This is a genomic window from Mesorhizobium sp. B2-4-14 (assembly GCF_006442155.1).
In the GTDB taxonomy this organism is placed as follows: Bacteria; Pseudomonadota; Alphaproteobacteria; order Rhizobiales; family Rhizobiaceae; genus Mesorhizobium.
This window is the reverse complement of the sequence record NZ_VFVA01000043.1, coordinates 1-20534: the sequence shown is the minus strand read 5'-3', so window position 1 is coordinate 20534 and position 20534 is coordinate 1. Positions and strand designations below refer to the sequence as shown.

General features: G+C 64.9%; 16 protein-coding genes. 9 read left to right on the top strand and 7 right to left on the bottom strand.

What is annotated here, in order from left to right:
- Positions 1 to 400: 400 nt before the first annotated feature.
- The 3 genes from FJ938_RS25965 to FJ938_RS25955 form a co-directional block, all read right to left on the bottom strand.
- The gene (locus FJ938_RS25965; protein WP_140613215.1) at positions 401 to 601 is read right to left on the bottom strand and encodes a hypothetical protein; all 201 of its coding nucleotides are present in this window, start codon (positions 599 to 601) and stop codon (positions 401 to 403) included.
- 238 nt (positions 602 to 839) lie between these two features.
- Entirely contained in the window at positions 840 to 2048 is a 1209-nt protein-coding gene (locus tag FJ938_RS25960; protein ID WP_140698809.1) for an NAD(P)/FAD-dependent oxidoreductase, read from the bottom strand.
- 90 nt (positions 2049 to 2138) lie between these two features.
- A complete protein-coding gene (locus FJ938_RS25955) occupies positions 2139 to 3650 on the bottom strand; it encodes a formyl transferase (RefSeq protein WP_140698806.1) in 1512 nt (503 codons plus the stop codon).
- A gap of 332 nt (positions 3651 to 3982) precedes the next feature.
- On the opposite strand from FJ938_RS25955, the gene FJ938_RS25950 reads away from it, so the two are divergent.
- Positions 3983 to 6052, top strand: a complete 2070-nt coding sequence (locus FJ938_RS25950; protein ID WP_140698803.1) for a Wzz/FepE/Etk N-terminal domain-containing protein — start codon at positions 3983 to 3985, stop codon at positions 6050 to 6052.
- Between the two features lies 1 nt (position 6053).
- A complete protein-coding gene (locus tag FJ938_RS25945) occupies positions 6054 to 7409 on the top strand; it encodes a VpsF family polysaccharide biosynthesis protein (protein ID WP_140698800.1) in 1356 nt (451 codons plus the stop codon).
- Between the two features lie 28 nt (positions 7410 to 7437).
- Here FJ938_RS25945 and FJ938_RS25940 read toward each other — a convergent pair whose 3' ends face one another.
- Genes FJ938_RS25940 through FJ938_RS25925 form a run of 4 tightly spaced genes read right to left on the bottom strand, consistent with a single transcriptional unit; the run spans position 7438 to position 11382 of the window.
- A complete protein-coding gene (locus FJ938_RS25940; RefSeq protein WP_140698798.1) occupies positions 7438 to 8388 on the bottom strand; it encodes an IS481 family transposase in 951 nt (316 codons plus the stop codon).
- 49 nt (positions 8389 to 8437) lie between these two features.
- Complete coding sequence (locus FJ938_RS25935) at positions 8438 to 8932, bottom strand: GIY-YIG nuclease family protein (protein WP_246673526.1); 495 nt, start codon at positions 8930 to 8932, stop codon at positions 8438 to 8440.
- A 21-nt stretch (positions 8933 to 8953) separates the two neighbouring features.
- Positions 8954 to 10216, bottom strand: coding sequence for a cellulase family glycosylhydrolase (locus FJ938_RS25930; RefSeq protein ID WP_140698795.1), 1263 nt, complete (start codon positions 10214 to 10216; stop codon positions 8954 to 8956).
- Positions 10213 to 11382 (bottom strand): DUF1972 domain-containing protein, encoded by a 1170-nt coding sequence (locus tag FJ938_RS25925; RefSeq protein WP_140698792.1) that lies wholly within the window; start codon positions 11380 to 11382, stop codon positions 10213 to 10215. Before FJ938_RS25925 ends, FJ938_RS25930 begins: the two co-directional genes overlap by 4 nt.
- A gap of 428 nt (positions 11383 to 11810) precedes the next feature.
- Between FJ938_RS25925 and FJ938_RS25920 the strand changes: the two genes are divergently transcribed.
- The 7 genes from FJ938_RS25920 (at position 11811) to ligD (ending at position 20359) form a co-directional block, all read left to right on the top strand.
- On the top strand, positions 11811 to 12992 hold the full coding sequence (locus FJ938_RS25920; RefSeq protein ID WP_246673524.1) for a glycosyltransferase family 4 protein: 1182 nt from the start codon (positions 11811 to 11813) through the stop codon (positions 12990 to 12992).
- Complete coding sequence (locus tag FJ938_RS25915; RefSeq protein WP_181169182.1) at positions 12989 to 14293, top strand: hypothetical protein; 1305 nt, start codon at positions 12989 to 12991, stop codon at positions 14291 to 14293. Before FJ938_RS25920 ends, FJ938_RS25915 begins: the two co-directional genes overlap by 4 nt.
- 9 nt (positions 14294 to 14302) lie before the next feature.
- Positions 14303 to 15529, top strand: a complete 1227-nt coding sequence (locus FJ938_RS25910; RefSeq protein ID WP_140698786.1) for a GNAT family N-acetyltransferase — start codon at positions 14303 to 14305, stop codon at positions 15527 to 15529.
- Between the two features lie 58 nt (positions 15530 to 15587).
- Positions 15588 to 16781 carry a GNAT family N-acetyltransferase gene (locus FJ938_RS25905; RefSeq protein ID WP_246673522.1) on the top strand — a complete coding sequence of 398 codons (1194 nt, stop codon included), beginning with the start codon at positions 15588 to 15590 and terminating at the stop codon, positions 16779 to 16781.
- A gap of 79 nt (positions 16782 to 16860) precedes the next feature.
- On the top strand, positions 16861 to 17169 hold the full coding sequence (locus FJ938_RS25900) for an EthD family reductase (protein ID WP_140698783.1): 309 nt from the start codon (positions 16861 to 16863) through the stop codon (positions 17167 to 17169).
- 227 nt (positions 17170 to 17396) lie between these two features.
- Positions 17397 to 17621 (top strand): hypothetical protein, encoded by a 225-nt coding sequence (locus FJ938_RS25895; RefSeq protein WP_140698845.1) that lies wholly within the window; start codon positions 17397 to 17399, stop codon positions 17619 to 17621.
- Between the two features lie 245 nt (positions 17622 to 17866).
- A complete protein-coding gene (gene ligD / locus FJ938_RS25890; protein ID WP_140698780.1) occupies positions 17867 to 20359 on the top strand; it encodes a DNA ligase D in 2493 nt (830 codons plus the stop codon).
- Positions 20360 to 20534: the final 175 nt, after the last annotated feature.

Genomic DNA, 20534 nt, shown 5'->3' with positions numbered 1-20534 from the left:
GACAGCGTGTCCTGGCACAATTGACACCGCACGGCGAAGCGGTTCTTTTGGCGCCGTATCCAACGCGGAGGGCTCTATCCGATGAAGAAATACGAGAAGCCAAGCTGGCAGAAGCGTGAACGGTTGTCGGTCGTCACGGCTGCACCCAGTCTTTCGAATTCGCCGCCCTGAGCGGATCAGGCATAACGCTTTTCGCCTGGCGAAGCGAAACTCCAGGGCGCGGTCGGTTGATCGCGCCTTTTGCTTTCGCGGGCAGGGATGATTGCGTCGTGGGCACCGGGCGCAAAAAAGGAAATAATAGCAGCTCGGGACGCAGTCGGGTTTTGCCCTTCACCCCATATTGGAGCGGTCGTTCGTGATCGCTTGATGTGCTCGAGTGGATACAGGCAGGTGGCAGTCGTCAACTCGCATCTATCGGTCGCTCATTCGACGATCTGGCCTGCATGGATATCAACTGTTGCTCTGCCTCTGAAATGGCCACTCCGATCAAGCTGTCGAATTCGGTCATCGCGTCCAGATGCCCGTGATCGATTATGGATTTTCGAAGGATGCGCATGGCAAGAATAGCGTCCTGCAACGCGCGATCGATGTTCTTGACCATAACGGATCTCCTCAAGAACGGATCTCCTCAAGAGATAAGCTGTCGGGGCCTCGCTTGTTCCGCGTGATGGTTGTTTTCGTTACGATCGATCTCTTGCCTGACCGCATTCAAGGCGGAAAACCGTTACACGTTTTTCGTGGAAGTGGCTTGGGTCGAGAGGCTGGCGCTTCCTTGCTCCGCAGGGAAGCGAGAAGGGAAGACGCCTCTGCTTTCGATGGCGGGAAAAGCTGGAAGTCCCTTACGCCATGCCCGGCTCCCGGCGCAGTCCCAAATGACCCATCTTGCGGCCGATGATCATCAGCTGGCGCGCCGTGTTGTTGCGCAGGCGGCGGAAACGCCATTCCAGTCCGGTGCCCGCGGTGATCGCCCTGGCATAGTGGCTGACACGCATACCGTCCTCATCGGCGGCTATTTTGACTGGATCGTCATAGAAGGCGCAGATCTTGTCAGCCGCCATGCCTGGCGTTTCCAGCCAGCGCGGAATGTGCACCGAGTGGAGCTGATCGACATCGGTCATTACCCGCACGATGCCAACGCCCGGCGTTGGATCCGTCGTGCAGAAGGCGTCGCCGACAAACACAACCCCGTCACGCCGATGCCCTTCCGTCCTCGTCAGATCGATCGGCCTGATGTCGACAGGCCCGCTGATCTTGAAGTTTCCGCACTGAGCCGCGATCTCCGGCATCATTTCGCAAAGCATTTTCTGCGGATCCTTGCGGAACGCCTTGGTCCACGGCTCGCCCGCCTCCCGGTACCCAAACATGTTCCCACGCATGACGCCATTGATGGGAAACACGCTGAGATAAGCGATGCGGTCCTCCGGTCGCCTGGCGAAACAGGTGACTGCCTGATAGGCGCATTCGTCCGGCGGGGTGGCAAGGTCGAATCCGATCGAAAGCGAATGGCCCTTTGATTCTTCGATGCGGCGGACGCCGACGGCGCGCCGCACGGCCTCGCTGTGGCCGGTGGCCACCACCACGAGCCGCGCCTCGATGATGGCGCCCGTGTTGAGGACAAGCCGCTGCTTGTCCGGTCCGGTCATGATCTCGGCGACCTTGCCCACGGTGACCGGTACCTGGGGCGGCAAGGCGGCGCGCAGGCCGTTGATCAGCGCGCCATAGGAAAAACCATATTCCACGCGCCGCTCGCGTGCGAACAGCTGGCCAAGGCGAAAGACATGGATATCGTCCATCGACGTCATCAGAGGCAGCACGATCGAGTCGAGGCCCAGCTTCTCGAACAGGTGCGTCTGGTCCGTGCCAAGCTTCTCGGCCCGGAACTCGTCGGGATGGGTCCGATGCGGATCGACCAGCGCTACCTTGCGGCCGACGTTTCCCAAGACCGTTGCCAAGGTCGTGCCGGCCAACCCGGCACCGACAATCGCCACGTCGACTTCGGTCGGGACAGTCTCGGCGGGGTTCGCGTCGCTGCCCTTTATGCTGGTCATCTTCCCTCTCCACAATCTGTAGTGGAAAATATCTTCCGGACCCTTATCAACCTCAGGCAACCAGCACGAGTGACTGGTGGTAGCCAATGTTCAGGTTAATGACGGTCGCCTCTTCTGTTTCCAGCGCGGTGCGATCGCCGAGCCATCGATGAATTCCAGCCCGCCCGCCTCGTTGAGCGTGTGCAGCTTGCGCCCATTCCATAGCGCACCAGGGGTTAAGATCGTCTCGACCACCTGCTCCATCCCGTTCACATCAAGGTGAGCAATGCGTGCGATGCCGAGGGCCGCGCCATAGCTCCTGCGACAGTCCTGCACGGGGCGCAGCAACTGGCCGTTGCGTTCCACCATGCGGCCAGCCGGACGCGCCGAGGCGATGTCGACCAGCACGGGATTCTTGGGGTGCGGCGTCCAGGGGCCGCGAAAGTCCGGCGCCGACCACAGGTGCAGCGCGTCGGAGAAGGCGCCGCCACCATCGCGCACGGTGGCGAACAGCCACCAGCGCCCGCCATGCTCGACCAGGGTGGCATCGCTGGCGACGATGTCGGACAAGAGCGTCGCTTCCTTGACCCAACCGCCGGGGAAGGCTGTCGCCCGGTAGAGATCGACCGTGCGGTTGGCGCAGCTTTCCGGCACCATCCAGACCTCGCCGTCGCGCTCGAAGACGAAGGGATAGGAGAGATGGTAGGGCAGGTCGAGCACCGGCTCCGGGCGGCCGATCGGCCCCGCAGGACCGAACGGCACGGCGGAGATGATGGCCTTGCACAGCCGGTGGATATAGTCCTCGACGAACAGGGTTACCTGTCCCTGGTAGAGGATCGGGAACGGATCGGCGTAGAAGCGGCTGCCGTCGTCGGGCAGCACCCGCCAGCCCGATGCCGGATGCGCGCCCAGTTCGAACAGGTCGCGGCCATCGGTCTGGCGCCAGCCCACCTTCCAGTGCGGGGCGTTGTAGCAGAGGTGGTAGATTTTTTGGACAATGCGCCGCGCCAACGCCTTGCCCGCCCTGACACCGAGCTTGGCGGTGGAGGGAATCTGCGGAAGAGCATCCGCCTGCGCCGGCTCGGGCAGGACGGGCAAGGCGGCCCGCGCCGCGCCCGTCATTGCCGCCAGGATCAGGCTTGCCGTGCGCGCCAGCATGTCCTGGAAGGAGGCCAGCGCGATGCCGCCATATTCCGTGCCCAGGCGTCCTTCGGCGACGACCGCGCCGTTCTCCTCGATGCGGGCGACCGGCGTGCGGCCGTCGAGGATCGACGCCAGCAAGGCCGCTTCGCCGGCGGCGCCGTCATAGGTCATGCGCCAGACGCGCGTTCCGTTCACATGCGCGTCGCCGCAGAGGTCGAGCACGAGATCCGCCGGAGCGGGCGCCTGTGTGCGGTAGGGCGCCAGCGCCGACAGCGGCAGGCGCTTGGCCGGCCCGTCCGCCGGCAGGCCATGGATGGCCGTTTCAAGTTGGAACAGCGCCGCGGCGCTGCCTGGAATGCCGCCCCCGGCCGGTCGTGCGTCGACGCAAATCTCGACATGCGGCAGCACCGCGAGGCGCTGCAGCAGCATAAGGTGAAAGGCACGCACGCACTCGCTGTCCAGGCGCAGGCTCACCCGCATGTCGCACCCTTAGCATTCCAGTGTTTGGTATCTGGCTGGTGTTCGAATTCCGGACATGGGCGAGGGCCGGACGAATGGGCCGGAGTGAAGTGCTGACCCATTTCAATCCGTCTCCTGCTCGCCCACGCCCGTATCAGCACGCCCGTGCCTGTACTACGCAAACTCCGTGCCAAAAATCAGAAGAGCTCCCAACATAATTAACAGTGTTTTAATGGTTGGAGGAATAGCTAGGCTGAAGCCGCAATTTAAGCTTGCGGGCACATGGAGTGTTGTCGGAGCGACCTTTGCAATCATCCCTGCTCTCGTTGCCGCAACAACACGCTCCGGAGGTGATGCAACATGCTCCGGAGCCCGTGCCGGCGCCGTCCTATGCGTCCTCGACGGTCGAGCTGGGTGACCTGAAGCGCATATTGGTGCGCCGCCGTTTCCTGATCTTGGCCACCGCCGCGCTGCTGACCCTCGTGACGCTGCTCTACGGGCTGTTCACGCCGGCGCTCTACAGCTCGGTGGCGGAAATCATCATCGACCCGCAAGACCTGCAGGTGGTCACCAACGACGTCAATCCGAGCCGCGTGCCCCCCGATGGCGGCATCACCATGGTGGAAAGCCAGGTCGCCGTCGTCCAGTCGACCGGCGTGCTGCTGAGGGCCATTCAGGCCACCAACCTGACCGAGGATCCGGAATTCAACGGGCAGGGGGGTTTGTTGAGTCATTTGCTGGGCTCCGGGTCGGCCGAAACCGACAAGACGGCGAACACGCTCGATGCGCTGCGCCGGCGGCTCGCGGTGAAGCGGGCCGACAAGGTGCTGGTCATCGACGTGATCGTCACCGCCAAGAGCGCGGACAAGGCGGCGAAGCTCGCCAATGCCATCGCGCAGGCCTATCTGGCGGACCAGGCCAGCGCACGCGCGCAGGCCGCCACGGACGCCTCCAAATCAATCACCGCGCGGCTCGACGAGCAGCGCAGGCGTGTCCAGCAGGCCGAGAACGCCGTCGAGGCCTATAAATCCGCCAACAACATGGTGATGGCGGCGGGCAATCTGGTCAGCGACCAGGAGCTGACCGAGATCAACACACAGCTCTCGGCCGCGCAGAGCCGCACCGCGGCGCTGAAGGCGCAGGTCGACCAGCTGCGCCGGTCCGGCGGCGCGCCGGACGCGACCTCGGAAGCGATGCGCTCCTCGGTGATTTCGAGCCTGCGGGCGCAGGAGGCGACACTTGTCGACCAGGTCTCGCAACTTGGCACGGAACTCGGGCCACGCCACCCCTCGATGATCGCGGCCCAGCAGCAGCTTCGCGACACGCGCGCGCTCATTGCGCGCGAACTCGCCCGCATCGCCGCCGCCGCCGAGACCGACTATGAGCGGGCGCTGGCCAATCAGCAGGCGCTGGAAGCCAAGGTCGCGGGCATGAAGAGCAAGTCGCTCGACACCGACCAGGCCTCGGTCAGGCTGCGCGAATTGCAGCGCGACCTCGAGGCGCTGCGCTCCGTCTACGCCACCTACCTTCAGCGGGCTCAGGAGACGCGCGAGCAGATCAATGTCGACAGCACCAATGCGCGCATCATCTCCGATGCCATGCCCGCCCTGAAGAAGAGCTGGCCGCCGCTGCCGCTGCTGCTCATCGGCGCGCTCTTCGGCGGGCTGGGGTTGGGCACCGGCATGGCGCTGATCGCGGAATATTCCTCGCCGACCGTGCTTTCCCGCGCGCAGATGGAATCGGCCATCGAGGCACCGGTGCTGGGCGTGCTGCCGGCGAAAACGGCGCGCCGCCGCTGGTGGCCTTTCGGCCGTTCAGCCGCGCCGGCCGGAGCGAAGACGGATGCGGTCGCGGGCTTGGCGCTGAGGCGTCTGTTCGCCGCCAGCAGGCGGCCGCCGAACTGGCCGCTGGTGCCGTCGATCCTGGTGACGTCGCCGCCGCAGGATGCCGCGCAACGAGGCCGGGTGGCGCGCCTGCTCGCCAATGCCGCCGCTGCCAGGGGCAGCCGTGTGCTGTTCATCGATAGCAATGCCGGCAGCGGCAAGAAGGAGCCGCAACCCGGCCTGCTTGACGTGCTGCGCGGCGAATATGCCTTCGAGGCGCTGAGCCAGCGCACACCCGGCAGCAATGTCGCGGTTCTGGGCGGCGGCCGGCCAAAGGCTGGCGTCTCGGAGGCGCAGGGCGTCTATTTCACGCAGCATATGCTGGCGCAGGCCGGCCACAGTTTCGATCTCGTCGTCGTCGACGGCGGCGCGCTGGCCGACAATCTCAACGTCTCGCCGCTGGTCGCTATGGTCGACGAGATCGTGCTCGTCGCCACGCTGAACGCGACGCCGATGCACGACGTGACGGCGGCTTCGCAGGCCATTTCCGTCATGGGGCGGTTGCCGACCGCCGCCATGCTGGTCGACGAGGCAGCCTGACATGACCGCCAGCCGGCCTGCCGTCCGGGCCGCCACCTCGGCAGCCGGCTGGGGCGTTCCGGTTCCGGCCGCCGCCGGCAATTCCATGGACTGGGTGACCGGCTATGGCCTGGTCGCGGCGGTGGCGTTGCTGTTCGGCATTTCGGGCGGCATGCTGTGGCTGGTGGGTTACAATTATGACGGCCTGACCGGCAATCCGGCCACCAAGATCCATCCCTCCACCTATCTGCTCGTGCTGATGTTCGCCTGGCGCGCCTGCACGTTCGGCAACCCGATGGGTTACGTGGTGACCGTCGCCGACAGGCGGCCGGCCAGCGCGCTGCTGGCGGTCATGTCGATCGTGCTGCTTGTCGTCGTCATCGTCCGGCAGCGCCCCGGCATGGCCGGCATGATCGACACGTTCGTGACGCCGGCGCTGCTGGTGCTGATGCTGGCCGAGAACGACGAGAAGACATTCGCCCGCCTGCAAACGGTGGTACACGCGATCATGACGGCGAATGCGCTGCTGGCGCTGTTCGAGTTCGCGACCAAGACGCTGATCTTTCCGTATCGCCTCGACGGCGAGGTGTTCGCCAACGATCTGCGCTCGACAGCGCTTCAGGGGCATCCGCTCGTCAACGCCACCATCACCTCGATCTATGTGCTGGCGCTGCTCTCCGGCTCGAAATCGCTGTCGATGCCGCTGCGGCTTGGGCTGATCGGCCTGCAATGCGCGGCCCTCGTCGCCTTCGGCGGCCGCTCCGCCATGGTGCTGACGATCATGCTCGGCGGTTGCTATATCCTCATCCAGGGCCTGCGCACCTTGCGCATGGGGCGTGTCAATCTGCTTGGCGCCGCGCTCGGCTTCATCCTCGCCGCGCTGATACCGGTCGTTATCGTGCTCGCGGCCTCATACGGCTTCTTCGACGCGCTGCTCGAGCGCTTCGTTTCGGATTCAGGCAGCGCCAATGCCCGCGTCGAGATGTTCGATCTGTTCCAGCACCTGGAACTGCGCGACCTGATCGTGGGGCCCGATATCGACCTGGTCGAGAGTATGCGCCGCATCAGCGGCCTCGAACAGGGCATAGAGAATCCGATCATCCGCATGGTTCTCTACCAGGGCGCCTTCTTCACCCTGTTGATGGTGTTCGGTTTCGCGCTGTTCACGCATGAGGTGGCACGCCGCTGCCATCCGGGAATATGGCTGCCGATGCTCGGCTGGCTGATGCTGCTCAACACCTCCGAGAGCCTCGCCTCGAAGACAACGCTGATGACCAAGTTCGTGGTGCTCGCGCTGGTCCTGTACCGGCCGACGCGGGCGGTGGTGCGAGGGCGCCAGGCGACGCCGCTCCCCGCGCTTCGTCATCCTAGGGCGTAGCAAGGAGCGAAGCGACGCGGCGCAGACCCTAGGTGTTTAGTCCCGGCATTTGATGGACCGGGTCGAGTCTGAACCGTTCGGGCTCTTTTTTCCAGATTTTGCAGATGAACTCATAAGGCGTGAGGCCTTTGAGGGTCTTGAGCCTGCGTGCGAAATTGTAGGCTGAGATGAAGTCGGCGAGGGGTCGGCGCAGCTGATCGTGATCGTCATAGTGGAAGCACTTGACGGTCGCGTCCTTGATGGTTCGGTTCATCCGCTCGACCTGGCCGTTGGTCCAGGGATGGTTGATCTTGGTGAGCCGGTGCTCGATGCCATGGTCGGCGCAGACATCATCGAAGATATGCCGGGGGGCATGGCGGTCGCAGCTTCGGTTGGTGAACTGGATGCCGTTGTCGGTCAAAATGGTGTGGATGGCATAGGGCACGGCCGCGATCAGATCTCGCAGGAACTGGACCATCGTCACCTTGTCCGCCGTCGCGTGTAGCTGCGCATAGGCGAACTTGGACGTCCGGTCGACGGCAACGAAGAGACGCAGCTTGCCCTCGGCGGTCTGCACATCGGCGATATCGATATGGAAATAGCCGATCGGATAGGCCTGAAACTTTTTCTTGGCCGGCTTGTCACCATCCACCTGCGGCAATCGCGAAATACCATGGCGTTGAAGGCAACGATGCAAGGACGAGCGTGTCAGATGCGGGATCGTCGGCTGAAGGGCATAGAGACAATCATCCAGTGGCAGCAGCGTGTGCTTGCGAAAGGCGACGATGGCCGCCTCTTCTTCCACAGACAACACCGTCGACTTCGGGTCCTTGGGGCCTGTCGGAAGATCGGCGGTCGAGGTTCGGTTCTTCCACTTTCGAACCGTCTTCTGATCGATCCCGTAGCGCCTGGCCAGCGCCCTCAGGCTCTCTTGACTATTTTGTATTGCTCGACGGATTGCCTCTGTAGTCGTGGCGCGGCCGTGCAGAACTTGTCCCATAACGCATCCTTCCAGTCGGAAGAAAATATCGCACCATTAAAGCTCGGGATCAAACACCTAGGATCCATGCCGGGACGTTGGCCGAAGGATGCAGCGGTGCAGAATGCTCACCATCCCGTGCCGCGAAAAGCTCGAACCATTCCGGATTGGTCTTTTCGATCAAGTCGACCTTCCATTGGCGCGCCCAGCGCTTCAGCGACTTTTCGCGCTGGATAGCGTCAGTGATGTCGAAATATTCCTCGTACCAAACAAGACGTTGCACGCCGTAGCGGCCGGTGAAGCGTGCGCCTTGGCCAGACTTATGCTCAGGCATGCGACGGCCGAGGTCATTGGTGACGCCGATATAGATCGTGCCGCGCTTTTGGCTCGCTGTCATATAGACATATCCCGTCATGCGTGACTTTGACTCCCGTTGGTTCGGGTGACTATTCTTGATCGCTGCATCCCTTGGTCGACGTCGCGGCATGGATCCTAGGGTCTGCGCCGCGTCGCTTCGCTCCTTGCTACGCCCTAGGATGACGAAGCGCGGGAAGGTTTCGGTCAATCTCCGCGGTCAGCGCTACCACTACTCCGCCATCCTCAACCCAAGCGCGTCCACCATCGCCGGATCCAGCGCCCGCGTAGCGTCGTCCATCATGCCCATGCCGTCGAAGAGATCCCAGAAGGCCCAGGGAAAGCCGAACGACTCCGCGCTTTGCCTGACATCGGAAATGTAGCGGGCGCGGTCGGGGTCGGGCGCGGCGGTGTAGCGGGCGTCGGTGCGCAACGCGCCGAATTCGCCCATGATGACGCGTTCCGGCGCGATGCCGTGGCTATCGGCCCAGTCGCGCGCCTGGCTCAGATATTTGTCGATGAACCAGCGGTCGGGCCGGGCGTCGAAATAGACCTTCAGCACGCGCTCGGTTTGCGCATAGGCGGCTTTCTTGGCCTCGTCCGTGGTCTCGGTATCCTTGGCCATGCGCGCCCTGACGGAGGCCAGCGTCCGCTCGAGCGAGCCGGCGGATGCCGGCCACGGCACGTTGTTGAGCGCGCGGTAGACAGGTTCGCGCATCCAGGGCGCGCCCTGGTGGCTGAACAGATAGGGTTCGTAGAAATGGAAGGTGAACAGGATCGGCTCGAAGGCGGCCAGCGGCGCCGGATCGAGTGCTGCCAGCCCGCCCACCATCGAGCCGCAGCCTCCGGTGACGACCAGCGGCAAGCCATGGGACGACGCTCTGGCCGTCGTCAGAAGGGCTGCCTGGACCTGCGACCAGACGTTGGAATCGCAGGATTGCGGCGGCTCGTTGACCGGCTCCAGCGCCACCATGCCCGGCTGGAACCGTTCCAGCCTGCCGGCCAGTTCGCCGACCAATCCGCGATAGGCTTCGAATTCGGGCGCGGCGGTGCTCGAGACCATGCGGTCGGGGTTCCAGTAATGGGTGGCGCCATTGGCCTGGACGTTGACGATGATGCCGAGACCGGCGTCGAGCGCGGCGGCGACGGCCGCGTCCAGCATGTCCAGCAGCTTGCCGCGCGTGGCTGCGTCGGCCGCCAGGAACGGGCCGGGATCGACGGGCAGGCGGATGAAGTCGAGCCCGGTCTCGCGCAGCCGGTGGAGGTCGTCCGGTGTCGGCACCGGCCGCTGCGACTGGAAGGGCGGCCAGTCATAGTCGGTGCGTGGCGCCGGAAATTCGCGCGTCAGCGCGAACCAGGGCCAGGCATTGACGCCGCGGCGGAGACGCCACTCGCCGCCTGTAGCAAAAGCGGGCGGTACCGGCGCGAGCGCGGCGGGCACTAGCGCGGTCGACAGCGCTGTGCGCAGAAGCCGCCGCCGCGACCAGTCCGTCATACGGCGCCGGGCGAGGGGCGCTCGATCGCGGCCGGCCGCGCGGCGGTCGCGCCGAGAAGCCGGTAGGCTTCATTCTCGTAGGCAAGCAGGACATCCTCCCAGCGGAAGGCTTCGCGGGCGCGCGTCCTGGCGGCCTCGCCGCAGGCTTTGGCCAGGGCGTCATCCTCCATCGCCTGGCGCATCCGCTCGGCGCAGCTTTGCGTGTCCGTGAAGTGGATGGCCGCGGTGCCGGCGGTCCATCTGTTGTAGGGGTTGTCGTGGGCGATCACCATGTTGCCGGCGGCCAGCGCCTCGACCAGCGACGGGTTGGTGCCGCCGACCGTGTGGCCATGCAGATAGGCGCGGGCGTGGAACCTGAGCGCCTTCACCGTGGCCTGGTCGTAGATGGCGCCCGGCAGGACGACCGAGGCGTTCGCCGCCTGGCGGACGGCGACATGGTAGGGAATGGCATCGGAAAGCGTGCCCAGCACCACCAGCTTCATGTCGCGCTTCTGGCTGCAGAAGGCCTCGACGATGGGCAGGATGTTGTTGTCGGGCTCGATGCGAGCGATCGAGATCAGGTATTTGCCGGGCTCGAGGCCGAGCGCGCGCACCGGCGCCTCCGGTGCCGCTGTCACCGGATCGGCGCCATAGGCGATGGTGGCGATGGCGCTGCGCGGCCGGCGCGTTGCCAGATGATCCGCGATCACAGGATGGTCGGCGACCAGGCGGTGCGAGGCCCAGGCGCCGAGCCACTCGTTGAGCCAGAACCATGTGCGCGCCGCAGCACCCCATTTGGGCCGGCGCCACTCGATGCCGTCCATGTTGGTGATGATCTTGCGCCGCATCAGCCTGAGCCAGGTCAGGAAGACCGCGCCATTATAGCCAAGCACGAGGCAGACGCCGGGCCGCCGGGCGGCGTCGAGCACGCATTGCCAGTCGAACTCCAGCGTCGCGCGTGGGCCTTTCGAGGCGACCTGGATGTGGATGAGGTCGATGCCGTTCCAGCTTGCGACGCGCACCCTCTGGTCGACCCGTGCAACCTCGTCCTGACAATAGACTCCGACCTTCCAGCCGCGTCCGACAAGAAAAAGCGCCAGCTTCTCGGCGAAGGTTTCGAAGCCGCCATGGGCCGCGGGGATGCCGCGCGTTCCCAGGATCAGGATGGAGGGCTTTTCCGATTTCATGGCCGTTGCGCTTTCAAGTCCGCTCGATACGCGGTGCGGGGCTGTCTGATCTCAAAAGCTGGCCATGCAACATGCCTGCCAGCTTCGACCCGGCGATTATTGCACCCGGGTTGTAAAATATTTCTTCCGGACGCCCGCGTTGTTTCACTATCGGTCAACTTTCCGCACGTATGTGTATCGAAACGAGGCATTGCCGGCCCTGGCTACCACCAGACGGAGAAATCAGGCCCGGCATGATCCTTGCTCAGGGATTTCTGTGCGTCAGAATCGGCGGAGGACGTGCAGAATTGGTGTGGTGATCCGGATTCGACATCCGCTTCATGGCCATACCGGCAACCAGTGAAAGTCCAAAGGGGTGTTGGGCTTGAGATTTCCAGTCGCCTGTACGGTCAGGCTGCGGGGATCGTCAAACTTCCCCTGGCAGAAAGATGCTTGGGAATATGCGGATTGCATGCGTCCATCAGGGCTATGAGCTCTATGGCTCCGACCGCAGCTTCGCGGAGAGCGTCGCCGCGTTGCGCGCCGCGTTTCCGTCCGCCGACATCGAGGTGGTCCTGCCGCGCAGCGGGCCGATCGTAAAGATCCTGGAACCTCACGCCAGCCGCATCGTCTTCGAGCCGCTCTGGGTGCTGAGGCGCCAGGCCATGGCGCGCCTCGCCACAATCGAGATGGCGCGGCTGCCGGTCGCGGTGTGGCGGGCATGGCGACGCCTGCGCGATTGTGACCTCGTCTACGTCAACACTTCGATCGTCGCCGACTATGCGCTGGCCTCGCGCCTGCTGCCCACCAAGACATTGCTGCACATCCACGAAATTCCCGAAGGCGTGCTGCGCCGGATCCTCGTCGGGTTGATGCATTGGAGCCATGCCGATCTCATCTTCAACTCGAAGGCGACGCGCGCCGCGTTCGGCGATCCCGGATCCGCGCGCTCCCATGTCGTCTATAATGGCGTTGCCGGTCCGGCGGCGGCCGAAGCGATGACCTATGACGGCAAGCGCCCGCTGCGCGTACTGCTGCTTGGCCGTGTCAACAGGATCAAGGGCCAGGAAGTGCTGCTGGAAGCGATCGCCTCACTGCCGGCGGAGCTGAAGTCGAGGATCGAGGTGCGGCTGGTCGGCGGCGCCTTTGAAAGCATCGAGCGCGAGCGTGCGCTCGCCGAACTGGTCGGCGGTATGGGACTCACCGAGCGGGTCAGCGTGTTGCCGTTCATACCGGACCCGTCCGAGCATTATCGCTGGGCCGACATCGTCACCGTGCCGTCGCGGCGCCCGGAATCGCTCGGCCGCGTCGCCATCGAGGCGATGGCCCACGGCCGCCCGCCGCTGGTGTCGGCGATCGGCGGGCTGGTCGAAGTGGTCGCCGACGGCGAGACCGGCTGGCACGTTCCGCCTGGCGACGCAGCCGCCCTTGCCGCGAAATTGCAGGAGATCGTCCTGCGGCCCGAAACCTGGCGCGGTTTTGTCGCCGCCGGGCGCAAGCGCTACGAGGCGGTCTTCAGCGAGCCGGTCGCCGCGGCCGCGATCACCGCCATCGCCGCCGACAAATTGAAAGCGGCCATGGCAAGGCCGGCCAGGGCGGCAACCGCCCGCCAGGCGGAGACACGGCCGTGAAATTTCCTGGCCATCTGGTGCGGCGGCTCGTGCTGATGATCGGCGGCGAGGCGATGCAGAGCGGCTTTCACTTTGCCCTCAACATCATGCTGCTGCATCTGCTGTCGGCGCAAGGCTACGGCCTTTTCGCCATCGCCATGGTGATGGGCGGGGTCGGCCTGTCCTATATCAGGTCGCTGACCGCCGTTCCGGCCTCGATATGGATGGGCAAGAGCACCAACAGCGCCGGCGTCGACGCCCATGACGTGGCCTTCGGAACGGCGGCGCTGGTCGTGGCATTGCTGATGGCGATAGCCACGGCTGTCCTGATGCATCTGCTGGGCGACCCGAGTGGCATCGCCGCCGGCTGCTTCGTCGGCGCCTGGTCGCTGCGCAGCCACATGCGCACGGCATTCTTCGCGCGCCGCCTGCAGGTGATCGTCTCCATCAGCGATGCCGCCTTCACAATCTCCGGCACCGTGCTGGCCGGGCTGACGATCTGGTTTGCAAAGGATGGGCTGCAGGCCACGTTCTACGCGCTTACCGCGGCAAATCTGGTTGGTATCCTCGTCCTGGTCCGGCTGGCACGCCGCACGCTTCGCATCAGCTTCCGCATGCCGACGCGGCGGCGCTATGCCAGGCTCTGGCGCCAGCTGTGCTGGTCGGCCTTCAGCGCGACCACCACCAACATCCAGGGACAATGCCTGGCGCTGCTGGTCGCGGGCATTGCCGGGCCTGCCGCCTACGCACCGCTGGCGGCAGTGCTGGTGTTCTTTGCGCCGCTGCGCATCATCAGCCTTGCCTTCGTGAACATGACGCAGCCGGAGCTGGCCAAGCTCATGCAGCACAATGAAACAGGCCGTGTCTGGGCGCAGGCCAAGATCTGGTCGCTCGTCATGGGGCTAGGCGGCCTGGTCTATGGATGCGCTGTCATGTTCGTCCTGCCGATGGTGAAATCCCAGGCTCTCCAGGATGCCTCGGTCGGGTTCATCGGGCTTTTCGTGATCGCGAATTTCGTCCCGATCATGCTTTACATCATGCCCCGCATCGTCCTCGAGATCCTCGGCGATTTCCGGATCGTCGCCTTCATCACGATGGGCGGCGCGATCGTCGGGTTGGCGCTGATCGCGATCCTGCTGGCGATCGCCTCTCCACCCTGGGCGCTGCTGGGTTCGGCGGTCTCCGAGACCTTCGTGCTCGCGGCATCATGGTATTTCACGCATCACCGCATGTGGAACATCGAGCATCCGGACCAGCAGCACGACAGTCTGCCGGGTTCGTGGCGGCGGCGGGCGGTCACGTTCGCCGCGGCAAAACGATAGGAGAGGGATGTGGCAGGCCAGGCAGTGCGAATTGCTGAGTTGACCGACACGCCCGACGGGCAGGTCTCTCCTCCTGTCGCGATAGCCGCGAGCGACACCTATACGGCACGATTGCACACCAGCCTCGAAACGGTCAGGCCGCTCTGGCTGCGTTTCCAGGCAGACGGCGTGTGCACCGCCCACCAGCATTATGCGTGGGCCGAGGAGATCATCGCGCGGCTGATGCCGAAAGGTGCCGAACCGCTCATCGTGGAAGTGAGGGACGCCGCGACGGGAGTGCCCAGGATGCTGGTGCCCTTGATGCGGCGGCGCTCTTTCCACCATTGGGTGGTCGAATGGTTGAGCTGCGGCGTCTGCGACTATTCGGCGCCGCTGCTGGGGGATGCGAACCCGTGGACCAGGCAATCGGCCGAGGCCGCATGGGCGGCGGTGCGCTCCGTGCTGCCGTCGGCGGACCGCTTCCATATCACGGGAATTCCGCAACGGATCCACGGCGTCGACAATCCGCTGGCCTTGCTGCCGGCCACGCGCGATTCCATCCAGACCACCTTCGGCCTCGCCATCGACGGCGACCCGGGAACCGTCCTCAAGCGCCTTTGCAGGCCATCCTTCGTCAAGGAATTCGGCAAGGACTGGCGCCGCCTCGAACGGCTCGGCGGCGTGGAACTGGTCGAGGCCGATACGCCGGCCAAGGTGGAGGGTATTTTCGGCGAGCTGGTCCGGATGCGGCTCGACCGCTTTCGCGAGCTTGGCCGCTTCGACCTGCTGACGCAGAAGCCGATTGTCGATTTCTACCGGAACGCAGCCATTCGGGCCCTGTCGGACGGTTCGGTGCGGCTTTTCGGCCTGCGCGTCGGCGAGGCCCTGATCGCGGTCCAATATCTGCTGGTCCACCAAGGGACCGTTCATGCTCTCCTGATTGCGATGGACCAGAGCGTCGTGCCCAATGTCTCACCGGGACTTGCAATCATGGGCAGGTTGATGAGCTGGGCACGCGAACAGGGGCTCGGCTATTTCGACCTGTCGGTCGGCAACCAGAGCTACAAGCAACATATGGGCGCCACGGGTTCGGTACTGGCCGAACTCCGCCACGGGTTCACGATGCGGGGCAGTGTGGCGAGCAACGCCATCGAGTTCCGCAATCGGGCCGAGGCTTTCGTGCGCGCCCACCCACGGCTGCTCAAGGCGGTCCAGGGAACGATGCGGGGTTTGCGGCGCTTGCGTGGAGGAAGCTGAGGGCGGGCCAGAACGACAGGCGAAGCATGTGGCAGGCCAGGCAATGCGAGCGGCTGCGATGACTGATAGACCCGACGTGCCGGTTTCGCTGGTTGCCGCCGGCACCGGCACCTCCGCGCGCTATACGGCGCGGCTGCACACCAGCCTCGACAGCGTGAAGCCGCTGTGGCTGCGCCTCGAGGCGAATGGTTTGTGCACCGGCCACCAGGCCTTTGCCTGGGTGGAAGGGATCGCCAGACGGCTGATGCCCAAAAGTGCCGACCTGCTCGTCGTCGAGGTCAACGACGCCGCCACCGGCGCGCCGGCCATGCTGCTGCCGCTGATGCGGCGCCGGGCGCTGGGCCATCATGTGATCGAATGGCTGAGCTGCGGAGTCTGTGATTATTCGGCGCCGCTGCTGGCCGATGCGACACCCTGGACCCAACAGAGCGCTGCCGCCGCCTGGGCGGCGGTCCGCGCCGTGCTGCCGCCGGCGGACCGCATCCATGTCGCGGGGATCCCGCAACGGATCCACGGCGTCGCCAATCCGCTGGCGCTGCTTTCGGCGTCGCGCGACTCCATCCAGATCGCCTCGGGCCTGGCCATGGATGGCGAGCCGGAGACGCTGATCAAGCGCATCTGCAAATCGTCTTTCGCCAAGAATTTCCATAAGCACTGCCGCCGTTTCGAACAGATGGGCAAGCTCGATCTGGTCGAAGCCCGAACGCCCGATATGGTGGAGAAGCAGTTCGCGACGCTGCTGGAGCTCAGGCTCAACCGCTTCCGCGAGCTCGGGCGTTTCGACCTGCTGACGCAGGCGCCGGTCGTCGCGTTCTACCGCGACGCCGCCCTGCAAGGTCTGTCCGACGGCTCGGTGCGGCTGTTCGGGCTGCGTGTCGGGGAAGCCTATCTCGCCGTGATCTACGTGCTGATCATGAAGGACACTTTGCACGCCCTGCTGCTGGGGATCGACCAGGACGCAGTGGCCAACACCCCGCCAGGCCTGACGACGATCGGCAAGCTGATGATGTGGGCGCGCGCCCGGGGGCTCAACTATTTCGACCTGTCGGTCGGCGGCCAGGGGTACAAGCGGCATATCGGCGCTTCGAGCGCGGTGCTGGCCGAGTTGTGCGAGGCGATGACGCTGCGGGGCAGGGGCGCGACCGCCTATATCAAGCTGCGTGGAAAGACCGAGCTTTTCGTGCGCTCCAGGCCGGGACTGTTCAAGGCTGTGCAGGGCGTGATGCGCCGATTGCGGCGACTGAAGAACTGAGGTTCCCGCCAACACGGATTGACGAGCTCCCCGCAAACCATCACGCTGCCTAAAGAGCAACGGCTTCGGGGAGGCAATGATGGCAAGCCTGGTGGTGATGTATGGCACGCCCGCGGATCCGGCGGCGTTCGATGCCTATTATCGCGAAAAACACATTCCGCTGGCCAAGACCATCCCGGGATTGCGGCGCTACGAAATCAGCAGCGGTCCGGTGATGACCCCAGCGGGGCCGGCAAAGGTCCATCTGGTCGCCACCTTGCGGTTCGACGATCTGGCCGCCATCCAGAATGCATTCGCCAGCGCCGAAGGGCAGGCGACCGCCGCCGATCTCCAGGTCTTCGCGACCGGCGGCGCCGATATGCTGATCTTCGACAGCGAGGATGTGTGAGGCGGGCATTCCTGCTTGAAGTTTTGATTCAAGCCGAGGCGCGAAGCCCCTTCACCAGCCTGGAAAAATTCCTTCCATCGCAACTCGCCTGACACCAGCGGGTCGTCAATCGCCGAAGGCCGTGGCCCGCCAAATTGACAGGACAGCGCGTCTCCGTCATCCTTGAGCCCAGTCGCCGGGCCGCGGAAGCGGCCATGTTGCGTGTCAGGGCAACCGAGGGCAGCGTCATGTTCAGTCCCGTCACCAGCCAGAATGCCAAGCGTGCCGCCGTGCGCAAGGCGCTCGACCGTCACAAGGTCTACATCACCGCGCAGAGCTTTTCGGACGGCGCCTACCGGGCGCGCGTGCTGGTCGACGGCGAGGCCTACTGGGTCGACGAGTTCCGGCTCGCGCAGTTGCAGCAGGGGTTGACGCCGGCCGAACTCGAACTGACGCCGGCTGCTGACGATTGAGCTGCATGGCCTCCACGCTTTCGTCATCCCAGGGCGGAGCAGGAGCGAAGCGACGTCGCGGAGACCTTGGGATCCATGCCGTGACATCAATACGCCGCTGCGGTCCAGGTTCCGCTCGGCTGCGCTCTACGGTAGGGGTCACGGCATGGATCCTCGGGTCAAGCCCGAGGATGACGACCGCGAGGTTTGCGGAACGCGAAGCAAGGAGGCGGTTGGCGGCTGCCGTGCGCCTCGGTTCCTGACCAATGTCCCCCGCCAAACTCAACCCCTACCGCGCCAAGCGCGAATTCTCGAAAACCCCCGAACCCGCCGGCGGACTTGTCTTCGATGAAGGCAACCGCTTCGTCGTGCACAAGCACCACGCCACCGCCGACCATTACGATCTGCGCCTGCAGGTCGGCGATGTGCTGAAGAGCTGGGCGGTGCCGCGCGGGCCTTCGCTCAATCCGGCGGACAAGAGGCTGGCGGTCGAGACCGAGGACCATCCGCTCGAATATATCGACTTCGAGGGCGTCATCCCCGAGGGCGAATATGGCGGCGGGCCGATGATCGTCTGGGACACCGGCACGTGGGCGCCGATGGACGATGTCGAGAAGAGCCTCAGGACCGGCGCCTTCAAGTTCCGGCTGGCCGGCGAAAAGCTCAATGGCGGCTGGATGCTGACCCGCCTGAAGCCCAAGCCCGGCGAGGATGAGAACAAGAAGAACTGGCTGCTGTTCAAGGAGCGCGACCTCGCTTCCGACACCAGGCTCGACATCCTCGAGGCGCGGCCGGAGAGCGTGAAATCCGGGCTGCGTATCGAGGAGCTGGTGGCGCCGCCGAAGCCGGCGGCGCGGTCCGCGCCGAAGCCGGGTTCGCTGAAGCCCGGCGCGCTGCCGGGCGCGGTCAAGGCGCCGGCGCTCCGTCGCATCGAGCCGCAACTGGCGACACAGGTGCCGAAGCCGCCGGGCGGCGAAAGCCTTGCCGAGAATACCAACGAGCTCTGGCTGCACGAAATCAAGTTCGACGGCTACCGCACCATGGCGCATGTCTCCGACGGAGAGGTGCGGCTGATCACGCGTGGCGGCATCGACTGGACCAAGCGCTATGGCGATCTCCCGCATGCCTTCGCCAGACTGCCTTGCCGCGAGGCGATAATCGATGGCGAGATCGTCGTGCTCGATGGCAAAGGCATTTCGCGTTTCGCGCTGCTGCAGGACGCGCTGGCTGAGGGCGCCGGCAGCAAGCTGCATTTTTATGCCTTCGACCTGCTTCATCTCGACGGCTGGGATTTGACGAAGGTGCCGCTCATCCGGCGCAAGGCGCTGCTGGCCGAACTGCTCACCGGCCTCGGCGCCAATTCCGCCATCCAGTTCTCCGACCATGTCGAAGGCTCGGGGCAGGGGCTCTATGACCAGGCTTCCGATCTGGGCCTCGAAGGGGTCGTCTCCAAGCGCGCCACCGCCACCTACCAGAGCGGCCGTACCAGGAGCTGGACCAAGACCAAGGCGCTGCAGAAGGGCGATTTCGTCATCGCGGGTTACACGATTTCGGAGGCGGCGGAAGGGCTGGCCGCGCTTGGCATGGCCGAGTGGGATGATGGCGAACTTCATTATCGCGGCAAGGTCGGCACCGGCTTCGACGCCGAGACGGCGGCAGACCTGCTGGCCCGGCTGGAGCCGCTCACCGCCGGCGCGACGGCGCCGGAGGGCGTGCCGCGCGAGATCATGCGCGAGATGCACTGGGTGAAGCCGCTGTTTTCAGCCCGCATCCACTATGCCAACCGCACGGCGGACAATGCATTGCGTCATGGCGTGTTTCGCGGTCTCAGGGATGTCGGCCTGTCGACGCCGGTCTCGGCCAAGCGCAAACGGCTGATTTCAGAGGCGGACCTTGCCACCATCTGGGTGACCAATCCGACGCGGCGGCTGTTCGGCAGGACCGGGCCGACCAAGCTCGACATCGCCGTCTACTACGCGCTGGTCGGCGACTTCATGCTGCCGCATATCCTCGGCCGCCCGGTGTCGCTGGTGCGCTGCCCGACCGGACTGCCCAAGGACTGCTTCTTCCAGCGCCACGCCTTCACCGGCATGCCGCCCTCGGTGGTGACGTTCCAGGCGACCAATTCCGAGGGCGAGACCAAATCCTACCTCTCGGTCGAAGGCGCGAAAGGCTATCTGGCGCTGGCGCAGTTCGGCGTCGTCGAGTTCCACACCTGGGGCACGCACCGCACCAGCCTCGACAAGCCCGACCAGATCGTCCTCGACCTCGATCCGGGCGAGGGGATTTCGTGGCGCGAGGTGGTCGAGGCCGCCGTGCACATCAAAAGCGAGTTGGAGGGGCTGGGGCTGGTGCCATTCGCCAAGACCTCCGGCGGCAGCGGCATCCACATCACCGTGCCCGTGACGCAAAAGCAGAACTGGAAGAAGCTGCACCAGGCAACCAGCGCGATATCAACGCATCTGGCGGCCACCGCGCCCGACACGTTCACCACCACCATGGGCAAGGACAACCGCAAGAAGCGCATCTTCATCGACTATCACCGCAATGCGCGCGGCCACACCTCCGCCGCGCCCTATTCGCTGCGCGCCCGCACCAACCTGCCGGCCTCGACGCCGGTGAGCTGGGCGGATCTGGAGGCGATCGACGCGCCGCAGGACCTGAACTATTCGTCGCTGCCGGGCTTGCTGGAGACGTCGGGGGATCCCTGGGCGGAGATCGATGAATTTGCCAGGGATTTGCCGTCCTTGCGGAATTAGGGTTCCTCGCCCCCGCAAGCGGGGGAGAGGTGTCCGCGCAGCGGACGGAGAGGGGGCTGCGCCGACGCCGGAAGTAATCATACCGAGTTCATCTGCCATAGGTTTGCGCCATTCCCCCTCTCCGTCCGCTTCGCGGCCACCTCTCCCCCGCTCGCGGGGGCGAGGAACCCAGGTT

Bases quoted from the DNA above. Each gene is read 5' to 3' on its own strand.
- FJ938_RS25950 (WP_140698803.1), top strand. From the start codon at position 3,983: ATGCAACATGCTCCGGAGCCCGTGCCGGCGCCGTCCTATGCGTCCTCG.
- FJ938_RS25955 (WP_140698806.1), bottom strand. From the start codon at position 3,650: ATGCGGGTGAGCCTGCGCCTGGACAGCGAGTGCGTGCGTGCCTTTCAC.
- ligD (WP_140698780.1), top strand. From the start codon at position 17,867: ATGTCCCCCGCCAAACTCAACCCCTACCGCGCCAAGCGCGAATTCTCG.
- FJ938_RS25925 (WP_140698792.1), bottom strand. From the start codon at position 11,382: ATGAAATCGGAAAAGCCCTCCATCCTGATCCTGGGAACGCGCGGCATC.
- FJ938_RS25945 (WP_140698800.1), top strand. From the start codon at position 6,054: ATGACCGCCAGCCGGCCTGCCGTCCGGGCCGCCACCTCGGCAGCCGGC.
- FJ938_RS25900 (WP_140698783.1), top strand. From the start codon at position 16,861: ATGGCAAGCCTGGTGGTGATGTATGGCACGCCCGCGGATCCGGCGGCG.
- FJ938_RS25905 (WP_246673522.1), top strand. From the start codon at position 15,588: ATGACTGATAGACCCGACGTGCCGGTTTCGCTGGTTGCCGCCGGCACC.
- FJ938_RS25895 (WP_140698845.1), top strand. From the start codon at position 17,397: ATGTTCAGTCCCGTCACCAGCCAGAATGCCAAGCGTGCCGCCGTGCGC.
- FJ938_RS25960 (WP_140698809.1), bottom strand. From the start codon at position 2,048: ATGACCAGCATAAAGGGCAGCGACGCGAACCCCGCCGAGACTGTCCCG.
- FJ938_RS25965 (WP_140613215.1), bottom strand. From the start codon at position 601: ATGGTCAAGAACATCGATCGCGCGTTGCAGGACGCTATTCTTGCCATG.
- FJ938_RS25930 (WP_140698795.1), bottom strand. From the start codon at position 10,216: ATGACGGACTGGTCGCGGCGGCGGCTTCTGCGCACAGCGCTGTCGACC.
- FJ938_RS25920 (WP_246673524.1), top strand. From the start codon at position 11,811: ATGCTTGGGAATATGCGGATTGCATGCGTCCATCAGGGCTATGAGCTC.
- FJ938_RS25940 (WP_140698798.1), bottom strand. From the start codon at position 8,388: ATGGGACAAGTTCTGCACGGCCGCGCCACGACTACAGAGGCAATCCGT.